General features: G+C 47.9%; 15 protein-coding genes. 10 read left to right on the plus strand and 5 right to left on the minus strand.

Features of this window, described 5'->3' with window-relative positions; all coding sequences use genetic code 11:
- Window positions 1-544: hypothetical protein (locus OXH00_03190; GenBank protein ID MCY3740006.1), on the plus strand; the 544-nt coding region annotated here is incomplete at its 5' end.
- A gap of 96 nt (window positions 545-640) precedes the next feature.
- On the opposite strand, the gene OXH00_03195 is transcribed toward OXH00_03190, so the two are convergent.
- Genes OXH00_03195 through OXH00_03205 form a run of 3 tightly spaced genes read right to left on the minus strand, consistent with a single transcriptional unit; the run spans window position 641 to window position 4,150 of the window.
- Window positions 641-1,840 (minus strand): anhydro-N-acetylmuramic acid kinase, encoded by a 1,200-nt coding sequence (locus OXH00_03195; protein ID MCY3740007.1) that lies wholly within the window; start codon window positions 1,838-1,840, stop codon window positions 641-643.
- A gap of 8 nt (window positions 1,841-1,848) precedes the next feature.
- Window positions 1,849-3,033, minus strand: a complete 1,185-nt coding sequence (locus OXH00_03200; protein MCY3740008.1) for a DUF1343 domain-containing protein — start codon at window positions 3,031-3,033, stop codon at window positions 1,849-1,851.
- Between the two features lie 55 nt (window positions 3,034-3,088).
- On the minus strand, window positions 3,089-4,150 hold the full coding sequence (locus OXH00_03205) for a serine hydrolase (protein MCY3740009.1): 1,062 nt from the start codon (window positions 4,148-4,150) through the stop codon (window positions 3,089-3,091).
- Between the two features lie 212 nt (window positions 4,151-4,362).
- Here OXH00_03205 and OXH00_03210 point away from each other — a divergent pair, with 212 nt between their 5' ends.
- The 8 genes from OXH00_03210 (at window position 4,363) to OXH00_03245 (ending at window position 13,255) form a co-directional block, all read left to right on the plus strand.
- Window positions 4,363-4,728 (plus strand): phosphomannose isomerase type II C-terminal cupin domain, encoded by a 366-nt coding sequence (locus OXH00_03210; GenBank protein MCY3740010.1) that lies wholly within the window; start codon window positions 4,363-4,365, stop codon window positions 4,726-4,728.
- 16 nt (window positions 4,729-4,744) lie between these two features.
- Complete coding sequence (locus OXH00_03215) at window positions 4,745-6,181, plus strand: hypothetical protein (protein ID MCY3740011.1); 1,437 nt, start codon at window positions 4,745-4,747, stop codon at window positions 6,179-6,181.
- A 77-nt stretch (window positions 6,182-6,258) separates the two neighbouring features.
- On the plus strand, window positions 6,259-8,325 hold the full coding sequence (locus OXH00_03220) for an ATP-binding protein (GenBank protein ID MCY3740012.1): 2,067 nt from the start codon (window positions 6,259-6,261) through the stop codon (window positions 8,323-8,325).
- Between the two features lie 31 nt (window positions 8,326-8,356).
- On the plus strand, window positions 8,357-9,784 hold the full coding sequence (locus OXH00_03225) for a sigma-54 dependent transcriptional regulator (protein ID MCY3740013.1): 1,428 nt from the start codon (window positions 8,357-8,359) through the stop codon (window positions 9,782-9,784).
- Between the two features lie 12 nt (window positions 9,785-9,796).
- Window positions 9,797-10,231 carry a type II secretion system protein GspG gene (locus OXH00_03230; GenBank protein MCY3740014.1) on the plus strand — a complete coding sequence of 145 codons (435 nt, stop codon included), beginning with the start codon at window positions 9,797-9,799 and terminating at the stop codon, window positions 10,229-10,231.
- Between the two features lie 103 nt (window positions 10,232-10,334).
- The gene (locus tag OXH00_03235; GenBank protein MCY3740015.1) at window positions 10,335-11,147 is read left to right on the plus strand and encodes a prepilin peptidase; all 813 of its coding nucleotides are present in this window, start codon (window positions 10,335-10,337) and stop codon (window positions 11,145-11,147) included.
- A 52-nt stretch (window positions 11,148-11,199) separates the two neighbouring features.
- Window positions 11,200-12,540, plus strand: a complete 1,341-nt coding sequence (locus OXH00_03240) for a formylglycine-generating enzyme family protein (protein ID MCY3740016.1) — start codon at window positions 11,200-11,202, stop codon at window positions 12,538-12,540.
- A gap of 145 nt (window positions 12,541-12,685) precedes the next feature.
- Window positions 12,686-13,255: a nitroreductase gene (locus tag OXH00_03245; GenBank protein MCY3740017.1), complete on the plus strand. Its 570-nt coding sequence runs from the start codon at window positions 12,686-12,688 to the stop codon at window positions 13,253-13,255.
- A gap of 130 nt (window positions 13,256-13,385) precedes the next feature.
- Here OXH00_03245 and OXH00_03250 read toward each other — a convergent pair whose 3' ends face one another.
- Window positions 13,386-14,222, minus strand: a complete 837-nt coding sequence (locus tag OXH00_03250) for an amidohydrolase family protein (protein ID MCY3740018.1) — start codon at window positions 14,220-14,222, stop codon at window positions 13,386-13,388.
- A gap of 76 nt (window positions 14,223-14,298) precedes the next feature.
- Between OXH00_03250 and OXH00_03255 the strand changes: the two genes are divergently transcribed.
- Window positions 14,299-15,141, plus strand: a complete 843-nt coding sequence (locus OXH00_03255) for a tetratricopeptide repeat protein (GenBank protein ID MCY3740019.1) — start codon at window positions 14,299-14,301, stop codon at window positions 15,139-15,141.
- Here the strand turns inward: OXH00_03255 and OXH00_03260 are convergent.
- Window positions 15,131-16,450, minus strand: a complete 1,320-nt coding sequence (locus OXH00_03260; protein ID MCY3740020.1) for a DNA methyltransferase — start codon at window positions 16,448-16,450, stop codon at window positions 15,131-15,133. The two genes, OXH00_03255 and OXH00_03260, sit on opposite strands and share 11 nt — an antisense overlap.
- Between the last annotated feature and the right edge of the window lie 14 nt (window positions 16,451-16,464).

Below are 16,464 nucleotides of genomic sequence, written 5' to 3' on the forward strand. Positions count from 1 at the left end.
ACAATCAACCCTTTTCAACCGACGCGCTGGTGGTCTTTTGATTGCTGGCGCGTTGATTTTACTCGGAACCCTTGTCATTGTGGCGCATTTTCCCGCGCCTTCGCCACCGATACCTGAACCCTCACCTGTCAAGGATATCCCACCGAATGCACTCTCTCGCCTCGACAATCAACCCCGCACCCCGGTGCGCCCCTTCCACGCTTCCGATCTTCCGCCCTATCAATCGGATTTCTACCGCACCATCATAAACAACAACCTCTTCCGTCCGCTGGGTTGGACTCCGCCACGTCGAAAAGAACCGTATCGGTTGCTCGGCACAATGGTACCCAAAGACGGAAAAACACCACTCCAGGCGATTATCCAAGTTTCCACTGCCGGAAATCAGACGCACATCGTCAGCATCGGTGATACTTTTGACGCGGACACCAAAATCGTTGACATCCAACCCAAGCAGGTAACCCTTGACCGCGCAGGACAACAAACCACCCTGAAGTTAAATACATCTCCGTGGATAAGCACTGCCAAAGGTAGATTCTCACGTTAAAGATAATCGTTAACGTTGTCCTTTCTTGCAAAGAAATTTAACGGTGCTGCTGAAATACCGAGAACCGATTGCTGATGGAAACCGACAGCCAGTAAATCATGGACACACGAACTTGCCCAAAATTTTCCGGACGGATGCCCCCGTCGCTGAAGGTAGATTCCCAGCGTTTCCATGGAGGGTCTCGTTCGCCAGAATCGCGAACGCAATTGCCTCCTTCGCATCCGCTGAGATGCCAGAATTGTCCACAGATTCAACTATTGTATTCGGTAATTGTTCGCTGAGTCGTCGCATGATCGTCTGATTGTGGACACCACCACCGCTCACATAAAGCGTATCTATCGGGTTCTGTCCTGTTATGAATCGTTCGATATAGCCGACAATCGTCTGGACCGTCAGTTCGGTCAGTGTCGCGATGCAATCGTTGTCTGAAAGTGCGTGTTCACGGCAGTCCGCCAGACATTCCATTGCATAAGTGTGTCCAAACATCTCGCGTCCGGTGGTTTTCGGGGGAGACAGTTGGAAAAACGGGTGCTTTAACCATTCGTCAATGAGCGGTTGGTATGGCGTGCCGTGTGCGGCGCGTTTGCCGTCTTTATCGTAGTGTTCCACCCCTTCCGTAATTTCTGTTACGACAGCATCAATACACATGTTGCCGGGACCCGTATCCGCAGCACAGACGGAATCATACGTTCCGTTTGCAGGCAGCACCGTGAGGTTCGCGATCCCGCCGATGTTCAACAATCCAACTGTTTTAACACTGTTATGGAACAGTAGATAGTCGATGTATGATACCAACGGCGCGCCTTGCCCGCCCGCTGCCATATCAGCGACCCGAAAATCCGCTATCGTTGGAATTCCAGTTTCGTGCGCGATGACCGCAGGTTCGCCGATCTGTAGCGTTGAGGGATAACGAGAATCGTTGCAATCCGCGCTTGTGTCTTTTGGCAGATGATGAATTGTTTGACCGTGTGAGCCGATGAGATCAATATCGCTGGCGCGCATTCCACTTTTTTGCAGGATGTGTTTCACCGCTTCTGCGAAGAGATGTCCGATATAGAAATTCATCTCGCAGATGTCATCAACGCGACCGGTATCGGGTTGGCTGAGGGAAAGGATCCGTTGTGGCACGCCGGATGGAAAGGGAAAGGTCTCAAAAGCGATGAGGTCTACTTCAGTTCCCAAGCCGTGTCCGGTAATTTCAACGATGGCAGCATCAATGCCATCAACAGAGGTACCGGACATTAAACCGATAACAAGTTTTTTATCTTTTTTAAGAAGTTCAAAAAATTCTTTCATCTATGTTCCTAAGCGTAGGCGTGATACTCTTTTGCTTTGTCAATCCACGTCTGAAGTTCTCGCTCCCACCGCGCCCGAATCGTATCCACTGATTCTCCATTTGACAGAGCATCTCGGAGCCAAGTGTTTCCTACTAACCTATCAAAATGGGCGGGTAAAAATCTAAAATGGTCTCTATACTCGGTGGTTAAAACGGATAACATCTGGAGAGCGGTCTCTATTGGACGGAAACGTTCTCTGTCGGTAATGTGGATTGCAACGCCTCCGCAGGTCTGTTTTGCGTGTTTTGTGGTATCAGCGACCGGCGCGGGTGTGAAAACAACAGGACGGAACCGAACCCCCGGTAGTTGGCAGTCATTCAGTAGTTCTGCCCATCTTTCGCCATTGCACCAAGGCGCACCTATGTATTCAAACGGCTTTGTCGTGCCACGTCCCTCGCTCATATTTGTGCCTTCAAAGAGACATAACCCCGGGTAAAGCACTGCGGTTGTAAGCGTCGGCATATTCGGTGATGGCGGCACCCATTGCAAACCGGTGTTATCGTGCCACATGCCTCGTTTGTATCCATACATCCATGCCACTTTTAGTTGACATGACAGCACGCGCTCCGCTTTCAATAACATTGCCAATTCACCGACCGTCAACCCATAACGAACTGGAATCCTATGTATACCTACGAAAGATTCAGAGCCGCTCGCCAATACCGGTCCCTCCACAGCAGTGCAGGTAATTGGATTCGGTCGGTCAGCAACGATAAGCTCAAGTCCATAGTCACTGGCTGCCTCCATCGCATGTAGTAAGGTCGAAATGTAGGTATAATAACGCGCGCCGACATCCTGCATATCATAGACAAGCAGATCTATACCTTCAAGTTGATTTGCTGTAGGGCGCATCGATTGTCCATACAGACTGAAAATCGGCACGCTTAATGGATTTTCATCAGAGGTGTCAACACTATTGATAGCGATACCGTCTTGTACCGCTCCCCAGAGTCCGTGCTCTGGCGAAAAAATCGCGGAGAGTTGACACTCGGGTGCTTCAGCAAAAAGCCGATAGTTGCTACGTAGAGCAGCATCAACCCCAGTATGATTTGTAATCAGCCCGATTGATTTCCCTCGAATCCAATCACTTTTCTCGCTGAGTAAAATGCTCAACCCTAATTCTGTTTGTTGTGATTTTGCCGGAACATCCATCTTTTCGTTTTTTATAGTTATCGGTTATCAGTTATCAGTTACAAGAGGTTTCTGATTAAACAATACCCTCTTTAACTGACAACTGACGACTGAAAACTATTTCATGGAACATCCTCCGAAATTCGATAATACCGCGTCGGTCAGCATCAGGGTGTACCCGATTTGTCAACAGAATAGCAGCGAGTTTCCTCTTCAAACATATCCGTATTGAAGTACCAGTGAACCCTGTATGATAAAGACATTCATCATCCGTCACTGCCCAACCGATGCAGCGGCGTTCTCCTTCTGCTGAGACGACTTTACGCATTGTGTCGAGGCTCTCCAAACGTAATAGGACACCACCGTTATCCATTAACGCGCTGCAAAATTTTCTGAGGTCTGTTGACGTAGCGAAGAGTCCCGCATTGCCTGAAACACCGCCGAGAAAATGCGCGTTTTCATCGTGGACCTGTCCGATAATCACACCTTCTCGCCAGTCGTAGCGTTCATAGTTTACCATCCGACGTTCAAAACTGTTGGAATCCTCAGTGGCAGCACAGTTTCCATGCCACGCTTGGGGCGGATTGAACCACGTCTGCTCCATACCGAGTGGTGCGAATATCCGCTCTCGCGCCAATTGATCAAGCGGCTGTTTCGTTACCTTTTCAAGCAGCGCACCGAGCACAATATACCCTAAGCAACTGTATACCGCCTTCTCTCCAGGTTGAGATTCCAATGCCACCTCACCGAGATAAGAAATAACATGCTCGCGGGATCCTGCCCGTAAGTAGAGCGGTACCCATGCCGGAAGACCTGAAGTATGTGTCAACAGATGGGTAAGCGTTACGCCTTTCTGTCCGAAGGCTGGCAAGTATTTCTCAGCAGGTGTACTCAGGGAGAGCCTGCCTTTCTCAACAAGCTGCATGCAGAGCGTCCCGATGACAATCGGCTTTGTCAGCGATGCCAAGTCGAACAGGGTCGTCCGAAGCATGGGCAGTCGTTTCGGCTTTATAGATCGGCAGCCAAAAGCTTCGTGGTAAAGCACCTCTTTATTCGTAAGGATACAAGCAACTGCCCCAGGAAACACCTTTTCCGTAATACTATTTTCAATGAGTGCTGAAATCGAATCTTTAAACATGGTAGTAGGCACGCTCCGTGTGCCGTAACGTTGAAGTCATAGTAGTAGGCACACTCCGTGTGCCGTAACGTTAAATGGTTTCTACTGAAAACTGGATGCCTCTGGTGGACTCCAGTTTTGGTTGACTATCGGACTGCCTATATGATACACTATCTATCGTATTTTTGTAAGCATTTTTTCATAGATGTGCATCGCAGTTCGGAGAATAAATTATGGAATTATCCGCGCAAGAACTTCAAGAGATCACAACAGTTGAAAAACCTTGGGGTGGCTTCATACAATATGTACTTAATCAACCTGTCACTGTCAAAATCTTAGAAATTCGGGCAGGGGAGCAGGTGAGTTATCAGTATCATCATCATCGGAGTGAGTTATGGATTCCGCTTGATGAGGGTGCCTGTTTGAAACTTAATGGCACCATTCAACGTCCTGAACCTATGGAACCTGTGTTTATTCCACAAGGTGCGAAGCATCAACTCATCGGTGAATCGAAAGACTATCGGATCCTCGAAATCTCGTTCGGGCACTTTGATGAAGAAGATATCGTCCGCCTCTCGGACAAGTATGGAAGAATTTAGCAAAAAGGAGATTTTGTTGGATAGAAAACTTTGTTTCTCGATTGGTGAAGGGACAGCAGCCTCGTTCCCCGCTACCGGCAGCGAGGGGAAGACAGCAAAACAGAAGGTTGATACCGCTTTGCAGAGAATTCACGCGCTATTTCAGGAGGAGGCATCAGCACCACTTGTCGAATTGGAACGTGGACTTCGTGCTTGGACCCGCAGTCATCTCCAAGAGACAGATATCGTCAAAGTTACGACGTTAGCCACGCGTGCCCGCGAAGACTTTTCGGTGTTGGTCGTCATCGGTATAGGCGGCTCTGATCTCAGTGCTCGCGTCTTCCACGATTCTTTCAATCACCCCCATCATAACTTGCTGTCAGTTGAAGAACGCGGCGGTGCTCCAGAGGTTTATTTTACGGGTGATACCTTTGATCCGCGCAAACTCGTCGGCTTAATTGAGATGCTCAAAACGCGGAATCTCCTCCAGAAAACACTCTTCAACGTCATCAGCAAATCTGGCACGACAACCGAGACAATGGCGACATTGATGATTATCCGTGAAGTGCTTGACGATGAAAACTGGCGGCAACATGTCCTCGCGACAACTGGACTCACTGCTGAGAGTGTGTTGTTCCGAATGCATGAACAATCATCTTTCTACGGTGACACGTTGCTTCCTGTCCCCGATGGTGTCGGTGGACGGTTTTCAGCCTTCTCGCCTGTTGGTCTGTTCTTCCTCGCGATGACAGCCGGAAAAAATGAAACCCCAAAGACTCGCGTCCGTGCTGCACTGGACGGTGTGAAACAAGCACATGAGGATTTCTTTCTGCCGTGTGAACATCAAGACAACGTTGCCTATCAACTCGCTCGGTGGATCCATTTCGCTGAAGAAGTTGAGGACACCAAACACCCAAGCAAAAATACTATTGTTTTCTATAACTATGCCGATAACAGCTGCCTCGGTGAGTGGTTTGTTCAACTCTGTACAGAATCTATTCAAGAACGGGGAACGGGTCCTAACGTCATAAATGCCAAGGGGCCTACGAGTAATCACTCAATCCTCAATGGCATCATCGCCGGGCCGCGAGATAAAGTCGTCCTATTTATCCACTGGCGGGAACTCGGACCCGATTTAGTGCTACCGAGAGATACTCAGATGGACAGGAAATTAACCGACTTTGAAGGGTTATCAATGACACACCTGCAGACCGCCTCCTATCGTGGCACTGCCTTAGATTTTAGCGAGAAAGGTGTATCTAATGCAACGTTAACCCTTCCGAAACGGGATATCCAGTCTGTTTGTCAACTGATGCGTGTCTTAATGGATGCCATCGCCGTAAAAGGCAGGCTCCAAGATTTGCACCTTGACACCGACGGTGGAAATGAGTTAACATATCTCCAAGATGGTGTTGAAGGCTACAAGCGGAACTTCCGATCTTTTGCCTTAGCACCGATGGCGGATAGCAAGTAGGTGGTTAAAAATAATCCCTCTCGTGTCACATATTTTCTGAGTTTAAAGCAAAGACAATTTACAAGTTGTGCCATAAAATGAGGAATAGACTCTCCACTTTACAGTTTCATGATAAGATTTTTATCGCTTACGGCTTCGTTTTCCTCGTCATGTTTGGTGTTGTTTTTGGGAGTACCAGTTTCCTAATTCGACTCGCTTTTAAACGGGACATTGATGCCTCTGTTGAGACGCTTCGCGCCCAAATTTCAAATAATTACCAAGCTTTCCTCAACAAAGTTGAGAAGGACGTTCAGGCCACAGCTGCCGACGAAAGATTGCTTCGCGCCATAGAAAGAGAGGCTACCTTTGCTAATCTACCCACACCAGATTTTGATCTCTTTGAGTATGGCACCGCAGACGGTAAACTGCTATATCCGAACCTAAAGACTCGGAGAAATCCACGCATATATAATTCGGTTGACAACGAGGGGGGACACATACAACTCAGGTATATTCCGCAACAGAACGATCTCGGACTACAGTTTGTGGTTCAAGTAACGGAATCGGGCGAGTGGGGCTTCGTTACAGGCGGCTACCGTTTGCAAACATGGCTGGAGACAACCCAAACGAATATTCAGTCAGACGAACATCCGATTTTTCTTGTCGGAAAGCCGCAAACATCGGACACAGCAGGCTTTAGTACCGAATCGAAAATGGTGGAATCAGAGCATTGGCTTCCATTGAATAATGCCGCCCGACACGTCCCACTTGACGATCGATTTCAATTACTTTCCGGTTCGCAACTCCGACAAAAAGTGACTTTAGAGGCGTCAGAAGAGACCGAAGGGAGTACTTATACCGCTTCTCGAATAACACCTTTCAATTCAGCCTTCGCGACGACACGTGAGACACCACCTGTTGACTTAATCGTCGCATATTCGCACGCACGCCAGATGAAATGGCAGCAGGAGCTTACACTCACACTGCTTTTAAGTGGTGTCGTTGGGCTGGTATTGGTTTACCTCATTAGTTATATCATCAGTCGTCGTATCACCCGTCCGATTGCGACCCTACGTGAAGGAGTTGGCCATATCGCTGCCGGTAATCTCGATCATCGCGTTGTCATCCAATCACACAATGAGATAGGACAACTCGCAGATGGGTTCAACCGAATGGCGCGAGACCTGAAACTCAGTTTAGAGGAACGTATGGCGGCAGAACGGGCAGCAACATGGCGAGACGTCGCACGACAGGTGGCGCACGAAATCAAAAATCCGCTTTTCCCGATCCGACTCTCTGTCGAAAATTTACAGCAGGCAAAATCTAAACCTGAGGTTTTCGAGCAGATATTTAGGGAGTGTACGGACACCGTCATTGAGGAAGTTGACCGCATCGGAAAGTTAATAGATGAGTTTCATCAATTTGCACGGATGCCGAAACCACAGAAAAAACCCAGCCAACTCAATGATATTGTGAAATCTATCTTGACGTTATACACGGGGGGCCAGGTACCGGTTCTTGATCGGGAAAATGAAGGTCCGGCGGTGATTTCAGAACACGAGAACTTGACGCACTCGAATGCTACCGATGAATTTTGGCTCGAAAACATTTCTAAGATTCAGGTTGAAACTGAGCTAGGAGCACTTCCACAACTCTTGATTGACCCAGAGCAGATCGCACAGGTGCTCGGTAATCTCCTGAAAAACGCGATTGAAGCGATGCCTGATGGCGGGACACTTACGGTGAAAACCTATTTCACGCCAAATTCACCACAGGCGGATCCACAGAACAATGAAAACAGTAAAGACGATGGGACAATAAACACGGACACCCACGGCACGGTTTCACTGGAAATCCACGATACGGGGCATGGTATGTCCGATGAAACGATGGCGAATCTTTTTGTACCGTATTTCACAACGAAGTCAGAAACAGATGGACGCGGACTCGGAATACCAATTGTCAGACAGATTGTTGCCGAACATGGGGCTGAGATTAATTTTCAAAGTACCGAGGGCGTAGACACAACGGTCCGTATTCATTTTCCTAACGACCCAAGTGAACATTCCGAAGAATTAACGCCAGAACCGGAAGAATTGACACCCCTCATAGGTTTGGGACCTAAACTGGAAACAGAAGAACGGTCAACAAATACTCAAGAATGAACTTTAAACACGATGTGTTAGGACGAAGATAATGGAAACTTTTTTGATCGTAGACGACGAAAAAAATACGCTTAAGATGCTATCCCAAGGCCTCAAGATGCGGGGTTATCAAGCACTTACAGCTGCGAGTGGTGAGGAAGCCTTGCAACAGGCGATGAAAACTGATGTTGATCTGGTGCTGTTGGATATCCGTATGGAAAACGGCATGGATGGTGTCCAAACGCTTGTGAAACTCCGTGAACGCTATCCAGAATTAAATGTCGTGATGATGTCTGCGCAACAAGATATCGAAATCGCCACTAAAACAATGGAGCTCGGTGCAAAACGGTACATCACCAAGCCAATTAGTATCGATAAAATCCTGTCCAGTGTCCAGCCGTTTCTTGAGATATCGCGTTTATCACAAGAAAACGAGATTCTAAAATCTCAAATTATAGCAATTGATGAGATGGTGGGTGAAAGTGCCACCATTTCACACCTTCGCTCACAAATTGATCGGGTCGCCGGAAGCGGACTCGGTGTCCTGATCTCTGGCGAAAACGGCACCGGCAAGCAGCTTGTCGCCAACGCTATTCATCAAAAAAGCGAACGTGCGGCAAAAACTTTCATTCCACTCAACTGCGCTGCCTTACCCGATGAACTCATTGAGAGCGAACTCTTCGGACATGAGCGCGGCGCGTTTACGGGCGCGGATTCCCGAAGGCAGGGACGTTTTGAACTCGCTGACGGTGGAACCCTTTTTCTTGATGAAATTGGAGATATGAGCCTAAAAGCACAAGCAAAAGTACTCCGCGTCATTGAAACCGGAGAAGTTGAACGCCTCGGCGGCAACCAGATCCGGACAGTTGATGTCCGTATTATCGCTGCAACTAACAAAAACCTTCCTGAAGAAATTGACAACGGACACTTTCGACGGGATCTCTTCTATCGACTAAATGTTGTACCTATTACGGTGCCACCGCTTCGGGAACGTGCGGAGGATATTCCGTTATTAGTCCAGCATTTCGCCGAACACCTGCAACTCAATATGGGGTCTACTCCCAAAGCCATTGATCCGGGGGCTTACGCTGTGTTTCAAAGTTACAACTGGCCCGGGAACATCCGCGAACTAAAGAACATCGTCGAACGCCTCCTTATTATGGTGAATAGAGATGTCGTCATGGCACCCGATGTTGCGGAGGCACTGTCCCTAATACCACAATTATCCGCGTCATCTCAACTCGCAGATGAGGCACTGGATCTTGGTGCCTTACAGTCGCTCCCAAGCGTAGCACTCTACAAACCCGGGACCGCCTTAAGTCAGATGATGGATACCGCCGAGGCGCAGTGCATTCTCGCGGCTTTGGAGGAATTTAACTGGAACATCCGGCGTACCGCGGAGGCATTAGAGGTTGAGCGGAGCAACTTGTATAAAAAAATGAATAAGTACGGTATTTCCCGTCCGGATTCCGAGGAATAGTTTGGGCTAAAGATGCTACAGAATAACATCATCAAAAACGGCGGGATGACCCGCCTTCAATTGCTTATTCTCATTGCCATAATTGCTGTGATTGGCGTACTCTCTTTTCCACCCTGGTTAGAACAGCGTAAGGTCAGCACAGCAGATATAGACGTTGAAACCGTCGCTGTTGCTATCAAGAAATACCACAGGCATACGGGGAATTATCCGACGAGTTTGGATGCACTGGTGACGGATCCGGGTGTTGCGGGGTGGCGCGGGAATTATCTGGGATCTGTTCCTGAAACGCCTTGGGGAGGTCGTTATGTACTTCTTCAAGATAGCTATAAGGTAGGGATAGCAAAAAATCACCCACGCGCCCCCGAAAAATATCGAGTCGGCGGTGTTGCGGAAATCAGCAGAGTTTATCACTCCGACGCGCAGCTCGGTGAGAAATATTGGTGGTAATTAGTTATCAGAGTATCAGTTCCCAGTAGCCAGTGGCCAGTAACCAGAAAGAAACTTCGGAACTATCCCAAACCTCTTGTAACTGGAAACTGGAAACTGGAAATTGAGGACTAACAACAAAAAAAATATGTGGGTCTTTATTTTCTTCTTTGGTTTAGCAATCGGCAGTTTTCTCAATGTCTGTATCTACCGAATTCCACGCGAAGACCTATCGATTCATTCACCACGCCGCTCCTTTTGTCCCGAATGTAGTGAACCGATAAGCCCTTACGACAATATCCCTATTTTGAGTTACCTGCTTTTGCGGGGAAAGTGTCGGCATTGCAAGGCGACAATTTCCGTGCTATACCCCTTCATTGAACTTGCTACGGCAGGGATATTTCTCTTTCTATATTACCGTTTCGGGCTGACCCTCGAATTTCTGCTCGCGCTCGCTTTCGTCTCAATGCTACTGCCGATCTCCGTCATTGATGCACAGCACTATATTATTCCAAATGTCCTCATCGCAACAGGGGCAATTCTCGGTTTTGTTATTGTTTGCACAATTGCGTATCAACGCGCCGATGTCTGGTACCTCCTGATACGCCTCATTGGTGCTGTTGCCGGTGGTATGGCGTTATGGTTAGTTGCAGTGATTGGAAGTGCAGTCTTACGCAAAACAGCGATGGGCGGTGGAGACATCAAACTGATGGCACTCAACGGATTGTTCCTCGGTGCCTGGCCCGAATTGGCAATGGTCATAGCCTTTTCTGCCTTCAGCGGTGCGGTTGTGGGAACTATTCTCATTGTCTCTGGCGTGAAAAGTCGGCAAAGCCCTATTCCGTACGGTCCCTTCCTCGCAGGTGCCGCCGTGATCGTCCTTTTGTGGGGCGATACCCTCTGGCATCTCTACTTGCAATCGGTTGGATGGAATTAAAAGTAGCAGGCACACGCCGTGTGCCGTAGCTGTCCAATACAATGGAGAAAATATGAAAACCTTTTACATCATCACTTATCTACTGATATTAGCCCTGAACCAACACGTTGCGTATACACAACAACTGCAAGTTAAAGGAGAATCTGCTGAAGACTTTGTTAAATTAGGAATACCTCTGGAAGAAGCACTCACCAAAACTACGTTTGTCGTTGAGTGGTTAAGCGGAGACGGAAGTACTGAAGTAATTTTTCAAGGTGAGAACGTAATCCGCACCTCTGATTACATAGAACTCCCCTCCGATAACAATAAAGATGGCAGGACCGATAGTTATTATAGAATCCTATCTAAGTATGCAGTTGAAACGAATCGGTACATTTTTGTCCCTTTAGACGACTGGGGCGGGGGTTCGGGAATCTTTAGGAATCTCCACGCGGTTGACAAAAAAACGCTCAGAACTGTTGAGGAAATCGCGTTAGGGGATCGATCAGGTATCTGGGGGCTGACTGCCGCCGATCCAGCCACGAACACGATCGCTATGACTTATATAAGAGAAGAGGATTGGCGCGGTAACCTTACAGATTCCCTCGATAAAGCAATCACAGGACATCTTAGAATGATAGATGGTAAACTTCGAGATGTGGCAGGTCCGCGAAGTCCGATCCCACCTGATATGGCGTTCTTTAGGGCAGGCAGATTTTTTACAATGGGAAGCTGGCAAAAAGATGCCGAAACTGATGAGAAGCCACAGCACAACGTCCACCTTGATGCGTTCTATATGGACAAATACGAAACGACAAATGCACAATACAAGGAATTTATTGATGCTAACCCGCAGTGGCAGAAAAATCGTATCCCAAAAAAATACCACGACGGAGATTATCTGAAACATTGGAATGGAAACGATTACCCACCCGACAAAGGCAACCACCCCGTTGTTTATGTAAGTTGGTACGCAGCAATGGCTTATGCAGAGTGGCGCGGGAAACGCCTGCCGACAGAAGCAGAATGGGAGCGCGCCGCGCGTGGGGCTTGGCGTACCATCAATGCCGACAGAGCAAACTATGGTGAAAATGTCGGCGATACGACACCCGTCGGAACGTATCCTCCGGACAAAAGCGGCTTGTACGATATGGCAGGCAACGTCTGGGAATGGTGCCTTGATGAATACAATCCCAACTTTTACGCCATTTCTCCAAGTCATAATCCACTTGCCGGTGGAACCATGGATAATATCTTATCTGATTGGACGAATGTTAAAACCGTCCGTGTGTTACGCGGCGGCTCTTGGGTAAGTAACGCCAAGTTTGTGCGAGTCTCTGATCGCACAAGGTTCACCCCAAAAATCGCAAACAAAGCTCGTGGATTCCGTTGTGTGAGATCTGTAACGCAGTAAATCTTTTGTTAAAGATGATTGGATATGGCGAAGGTTCTATACTTCTTCTTTGTTCCGACTGTAATGCGAAATTCAGAAAAAACGATGGTTTGCAATTAACGGCACAATACGGTATAATTCAATTTCATAAGGAGGATGCAACATAATGGATGTTAAAGACGCGATTCTTTCACGACGCACTATTTTCAAGTTCAAACCGGAACCCGTACCGAACGATGTCATCGAACAGGTTTTCAGTTTCGGAATATGGGCACCGAATCATCATGTCACCGAACCTTGGCGGTTTACAGTGATTGGCAAGGAAACAAAACTAATCCTTGCAGACCGCTACCGCGAAATTAAGATAGAGGATACACCCGACCACGTTGATGCCGAAAATCTCGCCAAAATCGGTGAACTGGCTTACGAGAAGTTCATGTCCAAGCCGACAATTATTGCAGTGTCCTGCGTCCAAGACGGCGACGAACAACGTCAACGGGAAGATTATGCCGCCGCCTGCTGTGCAATGCAGAACGTCCAACTCGCCGCATGGGATGCCGGCGTTGGGATGCAGTGGAGCACCGGTAGAATCACCATGGAAGAACAGACGTATCAGCTGCTGGACATTGATTCATCGCAAGAGTACATCATCGGCTTCTTCTATACCGGTTATCCCGAAGAAATTAAAGAACCGAAACGGCAACCAGCAGGTGAGTTTATGCGTTGGGTAGCGTAAGAGCCATCAACCCTCAGTTTCTGTCTGGAAAGTTAGCAAGTAAAAAGTGTGCTAAAGTTGGGAAGTTGTCATCTTTACGAACTTTAGAACACTTTACAAACCTTCAAAGGTTTTCGATGGCTGATAGCCACTACACAGATAATTTGTACGCTGCCTTGGCATTCTGCCAGAAGTACTTCGCCTTGATAGCATCGCCTTTCGCGCTGAAATAGTCGTCCACAATCTGTTGCACGACTTTATACGGCGCGAAACGTTCCGAGACGGGCCAGTTGCTTCCATAGATGAGTCTATCCTCGCCAAACGCGTCCCATAGGACATCAATAGTTGGCGTGTAGTAGGCAACATCCGTCGGTGCTGGCGTTTGTCCGGTGTGTTCTACCAAGCCTGAGACCTTGCAATAGATGTTTGGATAGCGCGCCACTTCATTGATTGCGGAGACCCATCCCGCGTCGGGTGGCTCTTCTGATATACGCACCCCCGCAATATGGTTGATGACAATGCGCATCTCCGGTGTATGTTCGACCAATGCTGGCAGCGTTGATAGCATTTCGGGATTAATCAGCAGATCCAAGGTGAGTTCTTTCGCTGCTAACTTCTCAATATTCGCCATAAAAGTAGTTTCGCCGATGGCTTGTAAGTGTCCGCCGCCGAGACGTATCCCGCGAAAAAGTGGATTTGCGGAGAACTGGTTCAGGTTATCTTCAAAATCCGCGTCGTCGGGTTCCAAGTGTCCAACAAACCCGACAATAAAAGGCTCATCTGCGGCAAGGTCAAGAATCCACTGGTTATCCTCAAGCCACTTACTTGCCTCCACGACGACTGTACCCGTCGCGCCTTCGGGGACAGCGAGGGCTTTGAAATCTTCCGGCATCACCCGTCTGTAAAGGACTTCGTCGTTAGGGTTGGGCCAGGGTACACCTTCAGGTCGCGTTGGATCGTAGAAATGTGTATGTGTATCAATAATCATTTTTTTAACTATCACCTCTTGCTATGACCAGCACGTTGTGCTGATCATCGGTTTCTGATTAAGTTGGGACGTTTCCGTGAATAAGTACGTTCTTATTTTCCTTTTTCATGTCAGGCATTTCACCGTAATATTAATCGCGCTTTTAGTAAGCGGGCTGTTTGGATGTACGCCTCCGGATCCGGAGCAGCAACAGAAGCGCGAGCTGCAACGGGATGCCCTAAAACTAAGAATGGGACAAGCACTCAACCCGACAGATGCGGAAGGACACCTTGAACTCGGTAAAATCTATCGTGAATTAGGTGAGTCCGAGAAAGCGATAGAATCCTTCCAAAACGCCATCGCGCTTGATGACAAACACGAACATGCCTATAACAATCTCGGTTTGGTTTATACCGATCTCCGTCTGTTTATCCTTGCGATTGAGATGTTTCAAGCTGCATTGGAGTTGTCGCCGGAAAACCCGGTCTTCTATAACAATCTCGGCTACGCCTACAATATGACAGATCGGTTTGAGGAGGCACTCGCAGCCTACAGCAGCGCAATTGAATCGGAGCCAACCTTTGTTGATGCCTATTACAACCTCGCCGATGCTTACCTTAACCGCAATATGTATGAGGATGCCATTAAGTATTATGAGTCAGCACTTGAAATCGAAGCGGGCGACGCGGATGTCTATTTCAACATCGGACTCGCTTACGAGGAAAACGGACAGTTCCTCCGCGCGATCCAATCCTACGAAAAAGGGCTATCTCTTGACGACAGCGATGCGGAGGCTTATTATCGCCTCGCACACGCCTATAAAAAAAATGGCGATCCGCTCATGATGCGCCGCTATCTGGAGACGTTTTTGGATCGGGCAAAGGGACTTCCGCATCTTGAAGAAGAGATCCGCGATGCGGAGCAGCTGTTTAATAGATAGCGTTCTTTCTCAAGATCAGCAAGAATTCTGATCTCATCCCGTCCGGGTTCTTATTCTTCCGCGCCCCGAATAACTTCCGCGTTTTAATCCTATCCTCATAGACCTTTTCAAACGCGAATCCACGTTCCGTGAAATACTCCGCCAATATCCGCCATATTTCGACAACTATACCGTCAATCCGTGGATTACCCACAAAGATACAAGCTGCCGCGTTCAGTTTCAATTGACGCATCGAATTTTCAAGCGCGTTGACTGTATGGCAAAAATAGGAATCCAACCGTTTTTGGAGGTCATCCCGCGTGAGTATCCCCCGAATTTTATCCAATGTTTCCGTCTGAATTATCCGATCTGCCTTCCGATACGGGATTTCAAGCCGCGATAACGCTTGTACCTCTCCCTCGGTGTGTCCTAACCAAAACAGTTCCATCTTCGTGGATCGGATATATTCCTGTGCCTGCAGATAAGGCGGCGACGTTATGAGGGCATCACATACTCGCGGCACAGCGACATTCGACGAATCAACCCCTCCATGAAATTCAACTTGTCCAGAATCTTCAAGATGGTGCTGCTGTGTATATACCACGAAGTCGTTGAGGTTTCTTAACGTTTTCAAGGAGAGGCTCTGAAGCATCTCATCTAATTGTTCTCTCCAATTTTCCTTAAGCAACGCCTCTATAGCCTGCAGCTTGCGCTTGGATCTGGCGAGTTTAGGTGTCCTATCTTCCGTATAGGAAAAGCGTTTGCTCACCTTCAACAATGCAGATTTAATAATAGGGGCATAGATTCCGTCATCTGTATGGTTGATGAAACCCCAATAGTGTGATAAAACCTCTAAGATTTCAGGTGGGTACCAGTAGGCAACATTCGACCAAGCAGGTATGAATTGGTGATTACTCTCTCGGATCGTCCCTAACAGTTTGAACAAATCTGCTTCGTGCAATCTCTCTTTACCACGATAAACCTTGAGGGGCATGATATGATTTAAAAGAAAGTTCAAGTCGAGTAAAACAGCGTTGCGTTTGCACAAATACGCCTCAACACCGACTGTTCCTGAACCCGAGAACGGATCGACAATCCAATCTCCTTCCTTTGTATAGGTATTGATTGCGTAACGGACGATCTGTGGGATGAATTTCGCGGGATAGGCATAAATAGCGTGTGTCAGGTACCCCGTATCATTGATTTCGGGGACTAACTCTCGGAATGAAACCAACTCTGCCCCGTCAGAGGTCGTTTCCTCTTTTGGGACTTCAAATTCGTTATCTACCGGAAAAAGGGTGAATTGTGCTTCCAGATTTCGGTTTTTCATAAAGCTGCAAACGC

The organism is Candidatus Poribacteria bacterium, from assembly GCA_026706025.1.
GTDB lineage: Bacteria > Poribacteria > WGA-4E > WGA-4E > WGA-3G > WGA-3G.

Bases quoted from the DNA above. Each gene is read 5' to 3' on its own strand.
- OXH00_03245 (MCY3740017.1), top strand. From the start codon at position 12,686: ATGGATGTTAAAGACGCGATTCTTTCACGACGCACTATTTTCAAGTTC.
- OXH00_03240 (MCY3740016.1), top strand. From the start codon at position 11,200: ATGAAAACCTTTTACATCATCACTTATCTACTGATATTAGCCCTGAAC.
- OXH00_03195 (MCY3740007.1), bottom strand. From the start codon at position 1,840: ATGAAAGAATTTTTTGAACTTCTTAAAAAAGATAAAAAACTTGTTATC.
- OXH00_03200 (MCY3740008.1), bottom strand. From the start codon at position 3,033: ATGGATGTTCCGGCAAAATCACAACAAACAGAATTAGGGTTGAGCATT.
- OXH00_03260 (MCY3740020.1), bottom strand. From the start codon at position 16,450: ATGAAAAACCGAAATCTGGAAGCACAATTCACCCTTTTTCCGGTAGAT.
- OXH00_03230 (MCY3740014.1), top strand. From the start codon at position 9,797: ATGCTACAGAATAACATCATCAAAAACGGCGGGATGACCCGCCTTCAA.
- OXH00_03210 (MCY3740010.1), top strand. From the start codon at position 4,363: ATGGAATTATCCGCGCAAGAACTTCAAGAGATCACAACAGTTGAAAAA.
- OXH00_03220 (MCY3740012.1), top strand. From the start codon at position 6,259: ATGAGGAATAGACTCTCCACTTTACAGTTTCATGATAAGATTTTTATC.
- OXH00_03225 (MCY3740013.1), top strand. From the start codon at position 8,357: ATGGAAACTTTTTTGATCGTAGACGACGAAAAAAATACGCTTAAGATG.
- OXH00_03250 (MCY3740018.1), bottom strand. From the start codon at position 14,222: ATGATTATTGATACACATACACATTTCTACGATCCAACGCGACCTGAA.
- OXH00_03205 (MCY3740009.1), bottom strand. From the start codon at position 4,150: ATGTTTAAAGATTCGATTTCAGCACTCATTGAAAATAGTATTACGGAA.